Annotated in this window: 7 protein-coding genes; all 7 read left to right on the top strand. The window is 35.0% G+C overall.

Annotated features, from left to right (window positions below):
* Positions 1–8: 8 nt before the first annotated feature.
* The 7 genes from lacZ (at position 9) to PK35_RS02885 (ending at position 18,146) form a co-directional block, all read left to right on the top strand.
* Entirely contained in the window at positions 9–3,272 is a 3,264-nt protein-coding gene (gene lacZ / locus PK35_RS02915) for a beta-galactosidase, LacZ type (protein ID WP_052825812.1), read from the top strand.
* Positions 3,273–3,275: 3 nt separating this feature from the next.
* Positions 3,276–5,555, top strand: coding sequence for a GH92 family glycosyl hydrolase (locus PK35_RS02910; RefSeq protein WP_044625112.1), 2,280 nt, complete (start codon positions 3,276–3,278; stop codon positions 5,553–5,555).
* 90 nt (positions 5,556–5,645) lie between these two features.
* Entirely contained in the window at positions 5,646–8,519 is a 2,874-nt protein-coding gene (locus tag PK35_RS02905) for a glycosyl hydrolase 115 family protein (protein WP_162182421.1), read from the top strand.
* Positions 8,520–8,658: 139 nt separating this feature from the next.
* The gene (locus tag PK35_RS02900) at positions 8,659–12,705 is read left to right on the top strand and encodes a hybrid sensor histidine kinase/response regulator transcription factor (protein ID WP_044625110.1); all 4,047 of its coding nucleotides are present in this window, start codon (positions 8,659–8,661) and stop codon (positions 12,703–12,705) included.
* A 122-nt stretch (positions 12,706–12,827) separates the two neighbouring features.
* Positions 12,828–14,132, top strand: a complete 1,305-nt coding sequence (gene fucP, locus PK35_RS02895) for an L-fucose:H+ symporter permease (protein ID WP_044625109.1) — start codon at positions 12,828–12,830, stop codon at positions 14,130–14,132.
* 18 nt (positions 14,133–14,150) lie between these two features.
* The gene (locus tag PK35_RS02890; RefSeq protein WP_044625108.1) at positions 14,151–15,128 is read left to right on the top strand and encodes a family 43 glycosylhydrolase; all 978 of its coding nucleotides are present in this window, start codon (positions 14,151–14,153) and stop codon (positions 15,126–15,128) included.
* A 1,020-nt stretch (positions 15,129–16,148) separates the two neighbouring features.
* Complete coding sequence (locus PK35_RS02885) at positions 16,149–18,146, top strand: T9SS type A sorting domain-containing protein (protein WP_044625107.1); 1,998 nt, start codon at positions 16,149–16,151, stop codon at positions 18,144–18,146.
* The last annotated feature ends 31 nt before the right edge of the window (positions 18,147–18,177 follow it).

The following is an 18,177-nucleotide window of genomic DNA, read 5'->3' as shown; positions in this document are numbered from 1 at the left end:
ATAATCTTATGATTCTAAACCGCTTAAAGCTTTTTATAGTTGTATTGTTTCCAGCAATATTACTAGCTCAAAATAATATTTGGGAAGATCCTCGAATAAATCAAATTAATAGGTTGCCAGCAAAAGCAACCTTTTATAGTTATGAAACCGAGGCATTGGCAAAGGTGAATATTCGAGAAAATGCAAACAATTTTAAATCACTTAATGGCGATTGGAAATTTTATTGGGTGGCAACCCCAGAAGAAGCGTTAACCGACTTTCAAAACGAATCATTTAATTCGGCAAGTTGGGACGATATTGAGGTGCCTTCAAATTGGGAAATGAAAGGCTACGGAACGGCCATTTATACCAATACCACCTATCCGTTTTACAACAATTATCCGTTTATAAATCATAGCGATAATCCTGTTGGGCATTATATAAGAACGTTTAATATTGATGAAAGTTGGAAAGAAAAAGATGTGATTTTACACTTTGCAGGCGTGTCCTCGGCCTATTATGTTTGGGTAAACGGTGAGTTTGTTGGGTATAGTGAAGATACACGATTACCATCGGAATTCGACATTACAAAACACCTAAAAACTGGTGAAAATAAAATAGCAGTTAAAGTTTACCGTTGGTGCGATGGTAGTTATTTAGAAGATCAAGATACTTGGCGCCTTAGCGGCATAGAGCGTGAAGTTTACTTGCAAGCTTTACCAAAAGTGCGTCTTAAAGATTTTACGGTTAGAACAAAGTTAGATGACACTTACACCGATGCCGTTTTACAAGTGCGTCCAAAATTCACGGTAAACCTGCCTAATAAATTTATAGAGCAAGTAGGACATTTTAGTAACACGCCTTTGCAAACTATTGTTGATAATTATATGTTAACTGCCCAATTATTTGATGCTAGCGGCAATCAAAAAGATGATGAAGTAACTATAAAACTAAGTGATGTTTTAGGTGTTAGGCATCCAGCAAGAGATAAAGTTTATTTCGGGGTTATGGAAATGCCCGTAGCACAACCCAAAAAATGGTCGGCCGATGAGCCTTATTTGTACACCATGGTTTTGAGTTTAAAAGACGATAAGGGAAATTTGGTTGAAGCTACAAGTACAAAAGTTGGATTTAGAGATTTAAAAATTGATGATAAAGGCCGCTTTTTAGTAAATGGAAACCCCGTAAAACTTATAGGTGTTAACCGTCACGACCATAATATGCACAATGGTAAAGTAGTATCGAAAGCCGATATGGAAGCCGATGTAAAAATTATTAAGAAATTCAACTTTAATGCTGTGAGAACTTCGCATTATCCAAACGATCCGTATTTCTACGATTTATGTGATAAATACGGTTTGTACGTGATGGATGAGGCTAATTTAGAATCGCATGCTTTAGGCGGCAAATTGTCGCAAGATCCAAACTGGACGAGTGCCTTTCTAGAACGCGGAAACCGAATGGTTATCCGTGATAAAAATCATCCAAGTATTATTATTTGGTCTTTAGGAAATGAATCGGGTTCAGGTGAAAACCATGCAGCCATGTCCGGATGGATAAAAGAAATGGATCCAACCCGTTTTGTGCATTACGAAGGCGCACAAGGCGATCCAACCGATGCCAGATACCAACGCGATTTTTGGCCTTCAAATGTTGGTAATCCAACCGATCCAAAATGGGTAGATATGTTAAGCAGAATGTATCCGCAACCTTTCGAATTAGAATCCCTTATTAACGATACAAGTTTCGATAATCGTCCTGTGCTTATGTGCGAGTATGCTCATGCCATGGGGAATTCCTTAGGAAATATGAAAACCTATTGGGATATTATTCATAAATACGATCGCGCTTTAGGCGGATTTATTTGGGATTTTATTGATCAAGGTTTGTTAAAAACAGATGAAAACGGCAAGGAATTTATCGCTTATGGTGGCGATTTTGGCGACGTGCCAAACGATGGTAGTTTTTGTATAAACGGTATCATTGCCGCCGATAGAACGCCAAAACCTGAAATTTTTGAAGCCAAAAAAGTCAATCAACCAGTGGTTGTTATGGCAGATGATGTTCTAAGTGGAAAATTTACGCTACAAAATCGTCATCACGTTTCAACCCTTGATAAATATGACGTAATTTGGCAAATTACCGAAAACGGAAAAGTAATTCAATCAGGTACATTACCGCAATTACATACAAAACCATATCAAACTCAAACGCTAACTATTCCGTTTAAAAAATTAAAACCTAAAGCAGGTCATGAGTATTTTATAAACATTAAAGGAAAGTTAAAGGAAGATGCTCTTTGGGAAAAGCAAGGTTATGTGGTTTTCGAAGAGCAGTTTCAAATACCTGTAAAAACTAATGATGTGCCATTATTAACAAGTAATTCCGAGTTGCAAGTTGAAGATGCTTTCGAAACAGTAACCGTTCAAAATAAAAACATCGCACTAGTTATAAATAAAGCTAGCGGTTATATTTCGAGTTATAAGGCAAATGGAACAAATCTTTTAGCCGAACCTTTAAAGCTTAACTTTTGGAGACCAGAAACCGAAAATGATAACGCATACCGTCGTTCGATGAAAAAAACAAACGAACGCGATTGGATGCAAGCGGGTGATGCGTTTCAGGTGAATGATGTTGAGGTTAATACGCAAAAAGGAAAAGTCATTATTACAGTTTCTGGTACAATTGAAAACCCTAAAACAAATGTCAATTTGGTGTATTCTATTTTAGGCGACGGATTTGTAAAAGTGAATAACACCGTTGTTATTGCTGAGGAAGCTCCAGATGTGCCTAAAATTGGGATGCAATTTTCAATTGATAACGGCTATAAAAACGTAACCTATTTTGGTAAAGGAGAACAGGCTAATTATCAAGATAGAAACTCTGGTGCTTTGGTTGGGTTATATAGTGCCGATGCAAATACCATGAATTATGAATATGTAGTACCTCAAGAACACGGTAACCATACAGGAACACGTTGGTTTAGCCTAACAAATAATTCAGGAAAAGGAATTGTTATTAAAGGTGAAAACCCTATTAATTTTAGTGTTTGGCCGTACACAGCAGCACAAATTACGGAAGCCACACATACCAACGAGCTTGAACTACAGGACAATTTTACAGTGAATGTCGATTTAATTCAAATGGGCGTTGGTGGCGACAATACATGGTCGCACAAAGCAGAACCACATGCAGAATACAAAATTAAAGGCGGAACCTATACTTATGCGTTTTATATCGCACCAGTTGTAACCCGTAAAACAGATGTTTTAATTCCAAAAATAAAATTTTAAATCATGAAAATTAAGTTTATGTATGGAGCTACAGCGGTTTTATTTTGCGTATCAACATTGGTGTTAGCTCAAAATTTTAAATATGTAGATCCTATGATTGGTTCAGAAGGTTTAGGCAATGTGTTTATAGGGCCTTCTTGTCCTTATGGGATGAGTAAACCAGGACCAGATAATGCTTTACATGCTAATAGCGGATATTCTACAAACGATGCAAAACCAATTTATGGGTTTAGTCAAGTTCATGTAAGTGGTACAGGCGGGGGTGCAAAATATGGCAACGTTTCCGTAATGCCATATTCTGGTAATTTCGATTCTATAGCGCAAGAATCTTTAAAATCTGAAGAAGACATAGCTTTAGGGTTTTATAAAGTATTGCTAAAAAAATGGGGTATTGAAACTAGAATAACAACCTCTGATAGAGCGTCTATTTATCAGTTTAACTATCAAAAAAATGCCGAACAAGCTATAAAAATTGATTTGGGTCGTTATCTAGACGAAACCGATGTAAAAGATGGGCGAGAAACACAACAATTTGTAGGCTCTCAGGTCGAGGTTATCTCAAATACCGAAGTTAGAGGTTATACTAAAATAAGAGGAGGTTGGAACAATGGAGCGGCATATACAGTATATTTTACAGCAGTATTTAATAAACCTTTTACATCCTTTTCAACATGGAAAAAACAAACGTTTTATCCTAATCAAAAAACACAAGTAGACGATGGCAGTAAAACCGGCGTTATGTTATTTTTTAATGCTTCAGAAGGGGAATCAATTAACATGAAAATAGGAATTTCGTTTTTAAGTGAATTAAAAGCAAAATATAATTTAGAAAATGAAATTCCGCATTGGGATTTTAATAAAGTACGTACAGAAACTGAACAAAAATGGGAACAAATTTTAAGTCGGGTTAGCATTGATGCTGATGCCACTTTAGAAAATAAAACCATGTTTTACACTGGGTTATACCACACCATGTTAATGCCTGTAGATAGAACTGGAGAAAATCCAAAATGGGAAAATAACACACCTTATTACGACGATTTTTATGCCATTTGGGATACCTTTAGGTCGTCTAGCCCTTTAATAACCTTGCTCGATCCCAAGCGCGAAATAGATATTGTAAACGCCATGTTGCAAATTTATAAACGTGATGGATACTTACCCGATGCACGCAGTGGAAATTCTAATGGCAGAACGCAAGGAGGCTCCAATGCAGAAGTTGTAATTGCGGATGCTTTTGTAAAAGGTTTAGAAGGCATAAACTATAAATTGGCTTTAGAAGCCATGATGAAAGACGCTATGTTTCCTCCAGGTGGTAACGAAGAAAAAGAAGGTCGAGGAGGCTTGGTAGATTATAATAATTTAGGTTATGTCTCTACCAATTATGTGCGTTCAGGTAACCGAACTATAGAGTATGCCTACAACGATTTTTGTTTAGCAACTGTGGCTAAAGCCATAAAACGCAAAGGAGAATATTGGCGGTTTATTAACCAATCCGATAATTGGGAAAACCTGTGGAGAGACATAGAAGATAACGGTTCGCGTGGTTTTATAATGCCAAAAGATTCGCAAGGTAAATGGGTAGACAGTATACAGTGTAATGTAAGTAACGGTAAAATAAATTACGTGCCTTATACACCTGTGGCTCAAGATTGGCCTAACTGTGTTTGCTGGTGGTGTGGTTTTTTTTACGAGGCAAGTTCTTGGGAGTATTCACTTTCAGTACCGCATGATGTTGCTAAAGTAATAGAAAAATCTGGAGGTAAGCTGGCTTTCGAAAAGCGATTAAACACATTTTTTAATAAAGGATTTTACAATGTAGCGAACGAACCTTCGTTTTTAACTCCAAATTTATATCACTGGATTGGTCGTCCAGATTTAAGTTCAGAACGCATTCATAAAATAATTGATGAAAATTACGATAGTAGTCGCGATGGTATCCCTGGAAACGACGATTCTGGAGCCATGTCGTCATGGTTGGCTTTTCACATGATGGGGTTGTACCCCAACGCAGGACAGTCGTATTACCTTATAAATACACCCTATTTTAAAGAAACTAATATTCATCAAACTAACGGGAAAGATTTTACTATTAGAGCAAGAAATTTATCAGTAAAAAATAGGTATATCCAATCGGCTACATTAAATGGAGAATCATTCGATAAAGCTTTTATTGAGCATCAAGATATCGTAAACGGAGGTGTTTTAGAGTTTAAAATGGGTAATAAGTCTTCTAAAAATTGGGGTGTAAATGTTGTGCCACCATCAAAATCTGATAAATAAAATAGTATGAAATTTAATTCTATGCATAAACTTTTTTTGTGTTTAACGCTGTTGACATTACAATTTTTAAAGGCTCAAAATAGCTTTCAAATGGCATCAAAGACAAGTACTGCAAATATTGTTATTGATAAATCTGATGCCAAAGTAGTCGAAATTGCAGCAAATTTATTGGCAAATGATGTTTTTAATATTACCAAAAAGAAGCCTGAAATTGTAAATAAACTAGAAGATTATGCAATTATTGCTGGTACTATTGGAAGTAGCAAATGGATTGATAAATTGATAAATTCAAAAAAAATTGATGTTTCAACTATCAAAACGAAATGGGAAACCTTTAAAATAATTTTAGTTGATAATCCCTTTCAAAATATAGAAAAGGCTTTGGTTGTGGTAGGTTCCGATAGACGTGCCACTGCATACGGATTACTTGAGCTGTCAAGACAAATGGGGGTTTCACCTTGGGAATGGTGGGCAGATGTTACTCCAGAGCCTAAAATTGAAATCTCTATTACAGTTGATAACACTAAAATTTATGGCAATCCTTCGGTAAAATATCGAGGTGTGTTTTTAAATGATGAAGATTGGGGCTTACAGCGTTGGGCAGCTTTAACTTACGAACCTGAAACGGGAGATATAGGCCCAAAAACTTACGCAAAAGTATTCGAATTGCTTTTGCGTTTACGCGCCAATACCATTTGGCCTGCAATGCACAAATCCACTAAGGCATTTTACTTTTATCCTAAGAATAAAGAAGTTGCCGACGATTATGCTATTGTAATTGGCAGTTCGCATGCCGAACCTATGCTTTCAAACATCAACGCAGAATGGAATCATGAAACTATGGGCGAATATCGTTACGATACCAATTCCGAATCCATAAAATCGTTTTTTAAAAAACGTGCTAAAGAAACGGCAAACTACGATGGTATTTATACCATTGGCATGCGCGGTGAGCATGATTCGCCAATGATTGTTGGTGAAGATGATACCGATTCGCAAGTGAAATTATTAGAAAAAGTTATAACCGACCAGCGTGCTATTTTAAAAGCTAACTCGAAAAAAGGCGAACACAAACCACAAGCTTTTGTGCCTTATAAAGAAGTGTTACATTACTACCAAAGCGGGTTGAATTTACCAGAGGATATTACTTTGGTATGGACCGACGATAACTATGGATATATCCGTCAATTAAGCAACCCAGAGGAACAGAAACGCATCGGTGGAGCAGGTGTGTATTACCACACATCGTATTGGGGGCGTCCGCATGATTATTTGTGGTTAAACTCAACAAGTCCTGCTTTAATGTGGGAAGAAATGCTAAAAGCCTATCAATTTAACTCTCAAGATTTATGGATTTTAAATGTTGGTGATATTAAACCGCATGAGTATAATATGGAACTGTTTTTAGATATGGCTTGGGATATGGCGCCATTTCAAAACAATACTTATTTAAAAACGCATAAACAAAATTGGGCAAAGCGCGAATTTGGAGAAAAGTATGCCGAAAAAATAGCAGATATTTTAAGTGCAAATGATGTTTTAGCGTTTAAACGTCGTCCAGAATTTATGGCTTGGAGTCAAGTGGAGCCTGTAACTAAATCAGGAGTTACCGAATTGAGTCAATTTCATTACGGCGATGAGGTTAGCAAACGTATTTCTGCTTTTAATGAGTTGTTAGAGCAGGTTGAAGCCGTAAAACCCAACCTTCCGGAGCACAGAAAAGATGCTTTTTATCAATTGGTATATTATCCAATAGTTGCGGCGGCTAATCAAAATAACAAGTGGTTGTATGCTTATAAAAGTAAGTTTGTAGCAAAACAAGGGCGTTTTAGCGCAACGGCATTTGCAAAAGAATCAGAGGATGCCTTTAACACCATAAAAGCAGAAACAGACTATTATAATACAAAGTTGAAAAACGGTAAATGGAATCACATCATGACGATGCAACCTCGATTTTTACCTGTTTTTGATAAGCCAGACACTGCAATTCCAGCAAGTACGAATGTCAACGATTTAGGAATAGCTCTTGAAAGCTATCAAATGGAATTAAATAACAAGGTGATAAATTCTTATGCCGATGTATTGCCAGTTTTTAACGCATATACCAAGAACACCTATTACATTGATGTCTTTTTAAAAGGAAATCAAACTTTAAATTGGGAAGCAAAACCAGAAGCGTCATGGATTAAATTATCACAAAGCAAAGGTGTTTTAAATATTGAAAATCCTGAAGAACGCATTTATGTTACCATCGATTGGAATCAAGTTCCGAAAGGTGAAAATAAAAAAGAAGCGCCACTTGGTCACGATTATCAACTTATACCACCAAGTTATAAGGTGAATTCGGCAATCAATTTTTCTTCAAATGAAAATAACCATAAAGTAGGCGTTTCGGTATTCAATCCGGAGTTAGAAGATTTAAAAAATTTCAAAGGATTTGTAGAAGATAAAGGATTCGTATCCATAAATGCTGAAAACGCAACAAGAAAAACCAAAGGCGCTGAAGCCAATTGGGAAACCTATGAAGGTTTAGGATATACCAATAAGGTTGCTGTGGCGCTTCCGCGTAGCGCAAAATCAATTACGGATGCTTCAGAAATTTTGAAGGATAGCCCAATGCTTGAATACGATTTTTACAGTTTCAATTTTGGAGAGGTAAACATTAATGTCCAAGCGATACCAACACATGCATTTTTTGAGGGTTATGGTGTGCGTTGTGCTCTAGCTATTGATGACGCTGAACCTGAAATTATCGACTTTCAAACTTTTGGACGTAGCGATGCATGGAAACAAAACGTTTTAAAAAATGCAGCTATAAAATCGGCTAAAGGCATTGTAAACAAGGCGGGTAAGCATACCTTAAAAATTTGGATGGTCGATCCAGGTGTAATGATAGATCAAATTTTAATTGATTTTGGAGGTTGGAAAGACTCGTATGCTTTTCCTGAAGAAACACGATTTTAAATTGAGCGAGAGTAAAATATAGCATATCAAACTCGTTGGGAGAGCTTTAACTTTTTTCAATTTTAAAATGATATTAATAACTATTAACTTATTTTAATTTTATTAATATATTGCGTTATTACTGTGGTATTTTTGATTTATGGCAAGGAATTTTATCTTTTTTTTATTTTTAGTTGTTTTAAATGTTTCTGCACAAACGTTAAAATTTGAACACTACAACGATAAAAATGGGCTCTCACACAATTCTGTTCGCCACATCGTTCAAGATAAACAAGGCTTTTTATGGTTGGGTACTTTTGATGGTTTAAACCGTTTTGATGGCTATCAATTTAAATCGTATTTAAGTACAAATGCAACCAATAACAGACTTTATAACGACGATATCACCGGGTTAGAATATGATGAAACCTTAAACAATTTATGGATTGGAACACGAAAGGGTTTAAGCTTATTAAAAACCAATACGCATACTTTTAAAACTTTCTTAAACAATCCCGAAGACCCTAATTCATTGCCTGACGATGAGGTGCGCTCGGTGTTTGTAGATAAATTTAAACGTGTTTGGGTAGGTACAAAAACAGCTGGCGTTCATTTATTTTATCCTGAAGAAGAACGATTTGAAAAAATAGAAATTGAAGGTGTCGCTTATGTAAAAGATATTTTTGAAGATAAAAGCGGCAATATTTGGGTAGGTAGTTTTGGTAAAGCTTCGGTAACAAAAATTACGATGGATGCTAAGGGCGATTTTGTTGAAATTAAGCCTTATACTTTAAAAATTCCGAATTCAAATCACATCAACCCTTATTTAAACTTCATTTTTCAAGATACGAAGTCCGATATTTTTGTGGGTACAAGAGAAGGACTTTACAAACTCGATGTGACTACAGATAGCTTTAAGAATCTTTACATTGAAGATAAAACTGAGCGCGAGCGTATTGGTCCCTATTTTTTATCGGTTGCCAAATCTCCAGAAGGTAAATATTGGATAGGAACACTCGGTGGTTTATTGGTTTGTGATGCTTTAGAGGATATCACCACTGGAAATTATCAGTGGTATTATTCGGTATTGTCTGATGATACGTCGTTGGTCGATAATTTAATTTCGGCTCTGTATTTCGATCCTTCTGGCGTGTTGTGGATTGGAACAGAAGATGGCTTAGATAAATACAATCCTTTCGAAAATCAGTTTAACTTAAATAAAGATATTTCTAAATATATTGGTAATCAAGCGCCAAGAATTAGAGGGTTCGAAAAAACTTATGACGATAAGGTGCTTATTGCGACATGGCATAACGGACTCTTCATTACCGACAACAATAGCATTGAACCGCTATTTACTACAAAAACTAATATTGCCAGTATTTATTCGGCAGATGGTAAACTGTTTTATTGCGGACTTTGGGATGGCAGATTAATGCTTTACAATTATCTTAATAAAACACATAAAATAATAGATATTGGATACAAAGACGCTCCTGTTTTTGCTTTTGAAAAGTTTGATGATAGCACCATGTTTATTAGCGTTTACGGGCAAGGTGTTGCCATTTTAAATCTAAAAACTTTAGAAGTAAAACCATTTAAGCACATTTTATTTACAGATATCGATATTAATAAAATTAGGAAAGATGGCGGTAACGTTTGGTTTGCTGCAGAAACAGGTTTAATAAAATACAATGTTGAAAACCAGCAGGTAAAGCGATACCAAAAAGGATTACATGCTAAAAAAGGATTGCCGCATAACAATGTAAGTGATGTTTTAATTAATGGAGACAATATTTATGCGGCAACGCGTAAAGGATTAGCAAAATATGATGCCACTATTGATGATTTTATGCCCATTCCAGAATTAAAAGACCTTAATGGCAAATGGGTAACCGATTTAACTATCGATAAAAATAAGATGTTGTGGCTTAACATGAACAACAATAAAATTGTAAAGTATAATCCCAAAGATAACACCGCTAACATTTATCAAGTTCCTAACGGAAACCGACTCGATGTATTTAGTGCCAATGGCTTCTTTAATTTAAACGATTCTAAAATTTACATAGCAGGAAAGGAAGGTGTGGTGCATTTTTCGGTAAACGAAATAAAGGAAAATAATAATTCACCCAAACCAATAATTACCGAATTTAAAATTGAAAACAAAGAAATTTTACCGGGCACGGTAATAAACGATCAAATTCCCTTCAAGGAAGATATTAATTTCTCCAAAGAGGTCGATTTAATTTATAAAAACAGAAGTTTTTCAATACAATTTGCAAATCCTTCATTTACAAGTGCGCAACAGAATAAATTTCAGTACAAACTTGAAGGTTTCGATAAAGATTGGGTAGAAACAACCAGCGAATCCCGCACGGTACAATACACCAACTTATATTCTAAAACTTATGTTTTTAAAATTCGCTCGAGTAATAATGATGGCGTTTGGAGCGATGTTAACGCCTATACCATTAAAGTAAAGCCAACCTTTTGGCTGACGTACAAAGGTTTTGCGTTAATTTTATTTTTGCTGGCTATTCCTGTTTACTTTTCAAGAAAGCAAATAAAACTGCGCTTAAAGTTAAAACAAGAACTATTATTAGAAAAAGTTAAGCGCGAGCGCGACGAAAAGCTAAACAGTGAAAAATTACGTTTTTTTACAAACATATCGCACGAATTAAGAACGCCTTTAACCTTAATTTTGGGGCCTGTAAAACAACTTTTAGAGCAGGAAAATAAGGATACTTACGAGAAAAGTCGACTCGATTTAATTTATCAAAATGCCAACAGACTATTAAGGTTAGTCAACCAAATTTTAGATTTTAGAAGAGCCGAAACTGGCGCCTTAAAATTGCAAGTCAACGAGGTGGATATTGTTAGCGCCACGCACAATATATTTAATTCGTTTGTAGAGCTTGCACAAACAAAAAATATAAACTTTAATTTAAACCTTGAACACGAACAACTTATTTGTTGGTTAGATTTAGATAAATACAATAAAATACTTTTTAATCTGCTGTCCAACGCTATGAAATTTACAGATCAGTATGGTAATGTCGATCTGTTTTTAGGCTTGAAAGAAGACAGCGAAAGAGTCTTGAAAATAGAAGTAAGCGATGATGGTATTGGCATTCCTAAAGAAAGTCAGGATAAAATATTTTCAAGGTTTTATCAAGCGCAAAACAGTAAATCGAGTACAACTGGTACCGGTATTGGCTTGTCTTTGGTAGAAGCTTTGGTAGAAATTCATAAAGGTGAAATTTATGTTGTTAGCGCACCAAACGAAGGCAGTGTGTTTACAGTAGAACTTCCTGTGGGTAAACCATCTTACACCGATGATGAATTGGCACATTTTACAGCTTCCGATGCGCAAGACCATAACATTACTCCGTTTAAGTTAAAAGAATCGGTTTTTCAAAGTATTAATGTGAAGGCTGTAAAGCATAATACCGATGTAAAACAAAAAATATTAGTTTTAGACGACAATGCAGAACTTAGAAAATATGTAGTTGAATATCTGTCTTCATTTTATAAAGTTTACGAGGCCGAAAATGGTAAAGAAGGATTAGAAATTTGTAGAAAAGAAAAGCCAGTGCTTTGTGTTGCCGATGTGATGATGCCTGTTATGAATGGTTTTGAGTTTGTTGAAGCCTTAAAAGCAGACGAAAATTTAAGTCATATTGCCGTTGTTCTTTTAACAGCTTTAGCCGAAAATGAAAATAGAATAAAAGGCTACAGTATTGGTGTAGATGGTTATTTGGTAAAACCTTTTGATCCAGCGTTACTAAAAACACGAATCAATAACATTATTAAAATTCATTTAGATTTAAAAAGAAAATTCTCTGGCGAAGCCGAAACCGATGTAATTACACTGGCGCATTCTCAAATTGATGTGGAGCTTATTTCAAAAATAAAAGCGATTATTGAAAAGAACATAAGCAACCCAAAACTCACTCCAGGATTTTTAAGTGAATCTTTAGCTATGAGTTCTTCGAAATTATATAGAAAAATCACTCAGCTAACCGATTTAACACCAAACGAATTTATTAGAACCATCCGTTTAAAAAAATCGGCACAATTACTAAAAACTAAAAATTATAACGTCTCTGAAGTGGCCAATCAAGTTGGTTTTAACGATCCGTTATACTTCAGTCGTTGTTTTAAAAAGCAATTTGGTTATTCACCTAGTACGCTTCTAAAATAGAACCTATTGATTGCCTGCTGGTTGTGTATTTGTCCATATTTTTGATTAAAATATCTCTATTTTTTAGCTCATAATTTTTCATCTTTACAAGAATTAAAACCACATTTTTTATAAAATCATAAATGAAAAACACATCTAAAATACCTGTAGTGCCAAAGCATATGTTAATACCTTTTATTTTGGTAACCTCTTTGTTTGCGTTATGGGGATTTGCAAATGCTGTAACCGATCCTATGGTGCAAGCATTTAAAAAAGTATTAGAATTATCAAACTCGCAAGCGGCATGGGTACAAATGGCGTTTTATGGCGGGTATTTTTGTATGGCATTACCAGCAGCCATGTTTATGCGTAAGTACTCGTATAAAGTTGGTATTTTAATAGGTTTGGCGCTTTATGCAACAGGAGCCTTACTGTTTTATCCTGCGGCAATAACAGAGCAATTTTGGTTTTTCTGCTTAGGACTATACATTTTAACTTTTGGTTTGGCCTTTTTAGAAACCGCTGCAAATCCTTATGCGTTGGCTATGGGCGATAAAGCTACGGCAACACAACGTTTAAATTTAGCTCAGGCGTTCAATCCATTAGGATTAATTCTAGGTTTATTGGTTGCTCAACAATTCGTTTTAAAGAATTTACAGTCTGATGATATTGAGGATTTTAGTGTGCTTGATGAAGCATCAAAAACTCTAGTAAAGACTTCAGATTTATTGGTTATAAAAAATCCGTATGTAATCCTTGGTCTTGTTTTAATTGGGGTATTCTTCTTGTTCTTGGTTTGTAAAATGCCTCAAGCAAAAGACGAAGATGCTATGCCAAGTCTTAAAAATACGTTTAAACAGTTGTTTAAAAACAACAAGTATAAATATGGAGTTTTAGCGCAAATAACCCACATGGGCTGTTTAATTATGTGTTGGACTTATATTTATCAATACGCCGAAGCTATTGGTCTTGATAGTGTTACAGCAGGTTATTACCAAATGGGGGCTTTTGTTCTGTTTACAATTGGTAGAGCTTTGGGTACGTATTTGTTACGTTTTATAAATTCAGGAAAATTACTGATGCGTTTTGCAATTTTTGGGGCGCTATGTATTTTACTAACAATTTTTATAAAGGGTATTTTCGGACTGTATGCTTTAGTGTCCGTGTCGTTTTTTATGTCCATTATGTTTCCAACAATTTATGGTATCGCTTTAGGTGATTTAACCGAAGAACAATCAAAAGTAGGATCAGCAGGTTTAATTATGGCTATTGTTGGTGGTGCTTTAATGCCAAAATTACAAGGTTTAATTATAGATCTTGGTGGCGTTGGTGTAAACGATATAAAAATAATGGGAGTTTCAGAGATTAACTTTTCGTTTGTTTTGCCATTGTTATGCTTTGTTTACATTCTGTTTTACGGCTTAAGCGTTTATAAAAAATCGAAGTAATTAATAATAAATTTCAATATGTTTAGAGTAGGTTCAAAAATTTTAACGGTTTTCGCAGTAGGTTTGCTCGCGTTTAGCTGTAACCAAAAAACGAAAACCCAAGTAGCGATTACTAACCCCGTTATTGAAGGCGATTTTGCAGATCCTTCCATAGTTAAATACGACGGTAAGTTTTATGTTTATGCGACCAAAGATCCTTGGGGAGGTGAAGATTTAGCAGTTTTTGAGTCATCCGATTTTAAAACCTGGGAACCAAAGACTTTAAATTGGCCTACAAAAACGTTGTGCACTAGTCCAACATCAAACGATAGTAGAGTTTGGGCGCCATCTGTAATTCAAGGTAAAGATGGCAAGTTTTACATGTATATTTCTGTTGGAAGTGAAGTTTGGGCGGGCGTGAGCGACCATCCGCTTGGACCTTGGAAAAATGCAAAAGAAGATAATACACCACTAATAAAAGGCAATATGTTTCCAGAATATCATATGATTGATGCCGAAGCATTTATAGATGATGATGGACAAGCGTATTTATACTGGGGCTCTGGTTTGCAATGGGTAAACGGCCATTGTTTCGTTGTGAAATTAAAGGATGATATGATATCGTTTAATGAAGCTGAAATAAAAGATATTACACCTCCAAATTACTTTGAAGCGCCATTTATGGTTAAAAAGAATGATGTTTATTATTTAATGTATTCTGATGGAAAATGTACTACGGAAACTTATAAAGTAAGATATGCTACTTCAAATTCGCCTTATGGCCCTTTTGAAGAAGGTGAAAATAGCCCAGTACTATCTACAACACCAGATAAAGTGACTCGCGGTCCAGGACACCATTCGGTGTTTGAAGAAAACGGACAATTATATATCCTCTATCATAGAATTACCGATAATAAAGATGAGCTTTTTCGCGAATTGGCTATCGATAGCTTAAACTTCGCTGAAAATGGAGCTATTAAAAAGGTGAATCCTAAAGGTGTGGTTTTCACGAAATAAATTTTCTAGGGTTATAAAATGTTTATAACCCTATTTTTTTACATGGGTTCTATATTTCCCTGGGCTTATCCAACGCGATGCGAAAACAATAATTTTATAAAAATTTCAGACAATTAAATAGTTCTAATTTCGGTAAGCATACAAAATTGGGGTTGCTACTTTTACTCGGACATAAAATTTAAGTCCGAATGTTACAAAACAAATATCTTAGAAGCATGAAAAAATGATATTACAGCCTCGAGTTAAAGGAACAGGCGGTTCGCTTAGGCTACCAGCGAGAGAATATAAAAGAGTTAGCGCACGAAATTAGAGGACCAAAGGATCTACAAATGGCGTAGGGCAACCAAAACAACCACATCCCATAAGCCTAAAAAAACTAATACCCGGTGATGCTTTAGAATTTAAAAGACTGAGGAAAGCTCTTAGAGAAAAGGAACTTGAACTTGAAATATTAAAAAAGCCGTGCACATCTTCTCCAAGAGCGATGGGAAATCTATGGATTTATCGAGCTAATACTGCGCAGTGTTTTCGGTGAAATCCTATCGATAATCCATTTTTTACGAAAAAATCAACGATTTCATTGGGCTGCCAAGGTTTTTTCTGAAAAACAAACACTGGGAACAAAGCACAAAGAAGTACAGCCTTCCAAAGTCCTTTATTTTGCTGCCGTTCTGAAGGAACATGAAAACGTAACATCGCGCAGCGTGTTACCCTCTTGCTTATCCCTTAGATTAGCAATGTCATTTACATGGAGCTTTCCTTTAAGATAATTACTCATATAAATGAATAGTAATCCTTAATTCGGGAAAAGCCTCCGTAATTGTAAATGGCAACTAACCGGTAGAGGAGCGTTGTACACGTTTTAAATCCTTAAAATTCTTTAATGTAATTTTATTTTGTTGGGTGTCCTCTAATATTATAAAATAAGTCAATAAAAGTATTGCCTAAAGTCATATTATACCCCTTCATATATAGTTGCAAGCCGTTATTTTACCGATATCAACTAAACCAAAACCAATTATGAAAATATTTCTTTTCATTACACTTTTATTATGTCTTGAAAGTAATTCCCAAACATTATCGAACATTACAATTGATTATGCTATAGACAAAGGCGAATCAAAACAAGTAGCTAGTGGTTTGTTACACGGAATAAGTGCTAATAACCCCGCTCAGTATTTGATTGATGGTATTACAGTGAATGCTATTAGAGGAGCAGATTACCATCCAAATTTGCCGAGCTATTTTGAACAGCAAACTTATGATAGGGCTAAAAGCACTGGCGCAAACTTAATGATTGGATTATATTACTACAGAGCGAATGATTCCTATTTTCCAGGAGATAATGGTGACTTTACTAAATGGGAAAACATCTGTAAAGATGTGTATAAAGATGCCCAAACTAAAAACCTTGATATTTATTCTTGGATTACATGGAATGAACCACGTTTGCAATGGGGCAACAGTTCAAATAATAGAAACAGATATTTTTTGGCACACGATGTCGCTTACAAAGCGGTAAAGTCTATTAATACTCAAGCTAGAATACAAGCACCCGAGGATCATGCATATGATTTTGTTTTTATGCAAGAATTTTTAACATATTGTAAGCAGAATAATTGTTTGCCCGATATTCTTGCATGGCATGAATTATCCCAAGATCCTTTGGATGTCGAAGCACATTGTAATGAGTTAAAACAATGGATGCTTAATAATGGAATTACACCTATGCCAATGGCGGTTACAGAATATCAAGGTGCAACATACTCGAATGATAATACTTCAATACCAGGTGTGAATGTTTACTATTTGGCCTCAATGGAGAGGGCTACGGAACATGGTTTTGAATTTGGTTTACATGCTTGTTGGACCCGCATTGGTAGCGATCCGGAATTTATAGCAACTTTAGCTGATATGGCCGATAGAGACAATGCCAATTTGCCTAGAGGTTTGTGGTGGAATTATAATGCATATAAAGACATGACAGGGAGAAAGATAGGTGTAACTATTGATGGATTAAATTCCGATGCGGTTGGTAGTACCGATGATACTATGAAAAGATCGGTTGTTTTAATAGGTACTAGGAATTACTTTACGCCTCATGATGTATCATTACAACTCGATAACATACCAGAATATTTAACCTATAATGACAAAGTTAACATACGAGTGGAGCAAATTACAAATCAAATGGTTCTAACAAATCCTGAAGTAGTAATCAAAAATGATTATGTAATAACAAATAACTCCGTTTCTTTAGATTTACCGCAAATGATACCTAAAAGTTCATTTGCGATATATATAACACCAGCAACTAATGATGCTTTAACAACATCTTTCGAAGCAGAAACTCTTACAGTTAAAAGTTCATTTACTACAGGCACACCTCATTATGTATTTAGCGAATCAATAGCTAGTGGAGGAGCATCAACAGCTTTTGAAGCTAATGCTATTGGCGATTTTGTTGAATATACCATACCTTCACCAGGACCAGGAATTTATAACTTATCAGCACTGCTTAAAGGCGCACCAAATCGAGGATTTGTTCAGTTATACATTAATGGAAAAGTTACTTGTGCACCAGAAGATTTGTATAAAAATCAATTTGAATATTATAAAAACGACTTTGGCAATATTGAAGTAGGTAGCGAAGACTTAAATTTAAAATTTGAAGTTGTTGGTAAAAATCCAAATGCTACTGGCAACTTTTTAGTATTTGATAGATTCGATTTAACATTTTTAGGAAATTCGCCAACTGCAGGTGTAAATGATATTGTTTCCAATAGTAAATTAAAAATTTATCCTAATCCGAGTACAGGTATTATTAATATTAAAGTTGATGATGTTGATTTAAAAGATTCTCATTTGTCAATATATGATAGCATGGGTAGACTAATATTTAATAAAAAACTGAATAGTAATAATGAATTAGATATTACTAATTTTTCATCAGGAATGTATTTAATTAAAATTTTTAATAAAGAAGAAGTTTTAATAAAACGTATTACAAAAAAATAGATTGTAATCGGGTTAATAGGTATTCCAATTC

It is taken from the genome of Neotamlana nanhaiensis, assembly GCF_000943555.1.
Lineage (GTDB): Bacteria > Bacteroidota > Bacteroidia > Flavobacteriales > Flavobacteriaceae > Neotamlana > Neotamlana nanhaiensis.
The sequence above is the reverse complement of the archived record's forward strand: the minus strand, read 5'-3'. Positions and strand labels throughout refer to the sequence as shown.

Bases quoted from the DNA above. Each gene is read 5' to 3' on its own strand.
- lacZ (WP_052825812.1), top strand. From the start codon at position 9: ATGATTCTAAACCGCTTAAAGCTTTTTATAGTTGTATTGTTTCCAGCA.
- PK35_RS02910 (WP_044625112.1), top strand. From the start codon at position 3,276: ATGAAAATTAAGTTTATGTATGGAGCTACAGCGGTTTTATTTTGCGTA.
- PK35_RS02905 (WP_162182421.1), top strand. From the start codon at position 5,646: ATGGCATCAAAGACAAGTACTGCAAATATTGTTATTGATAAATCTGAT.
- PK35_RS02900 (WP_044625110.1), top strand. From the start codon at position 8,659: ATGGCAAGGAATTTTATCTTTTTTTTATTTTTAGTTGTTTTAAATGTT.
- fucP (WP_044625109.1), top strand. From the start codon at position 12,828: ATGAAAAACACATCTAAAATACCTGTAGTGCCAAAGCATATGTTAATA.
- PK35_RS02890 (WP_044625108.1), top strand. From the start codon at position 14,151: ATGTTTAGAGTAGGTTCAAAAATTTTAACGGTTTTCGCAGTAGGTTTG.
- PK35_RS02885 (WP_044625107.1), top strand. From the start codon at position 16,149: ATGAAAATATTTCTTTTCATTACACTTTTATTATGTCTTGAAAGTAAT.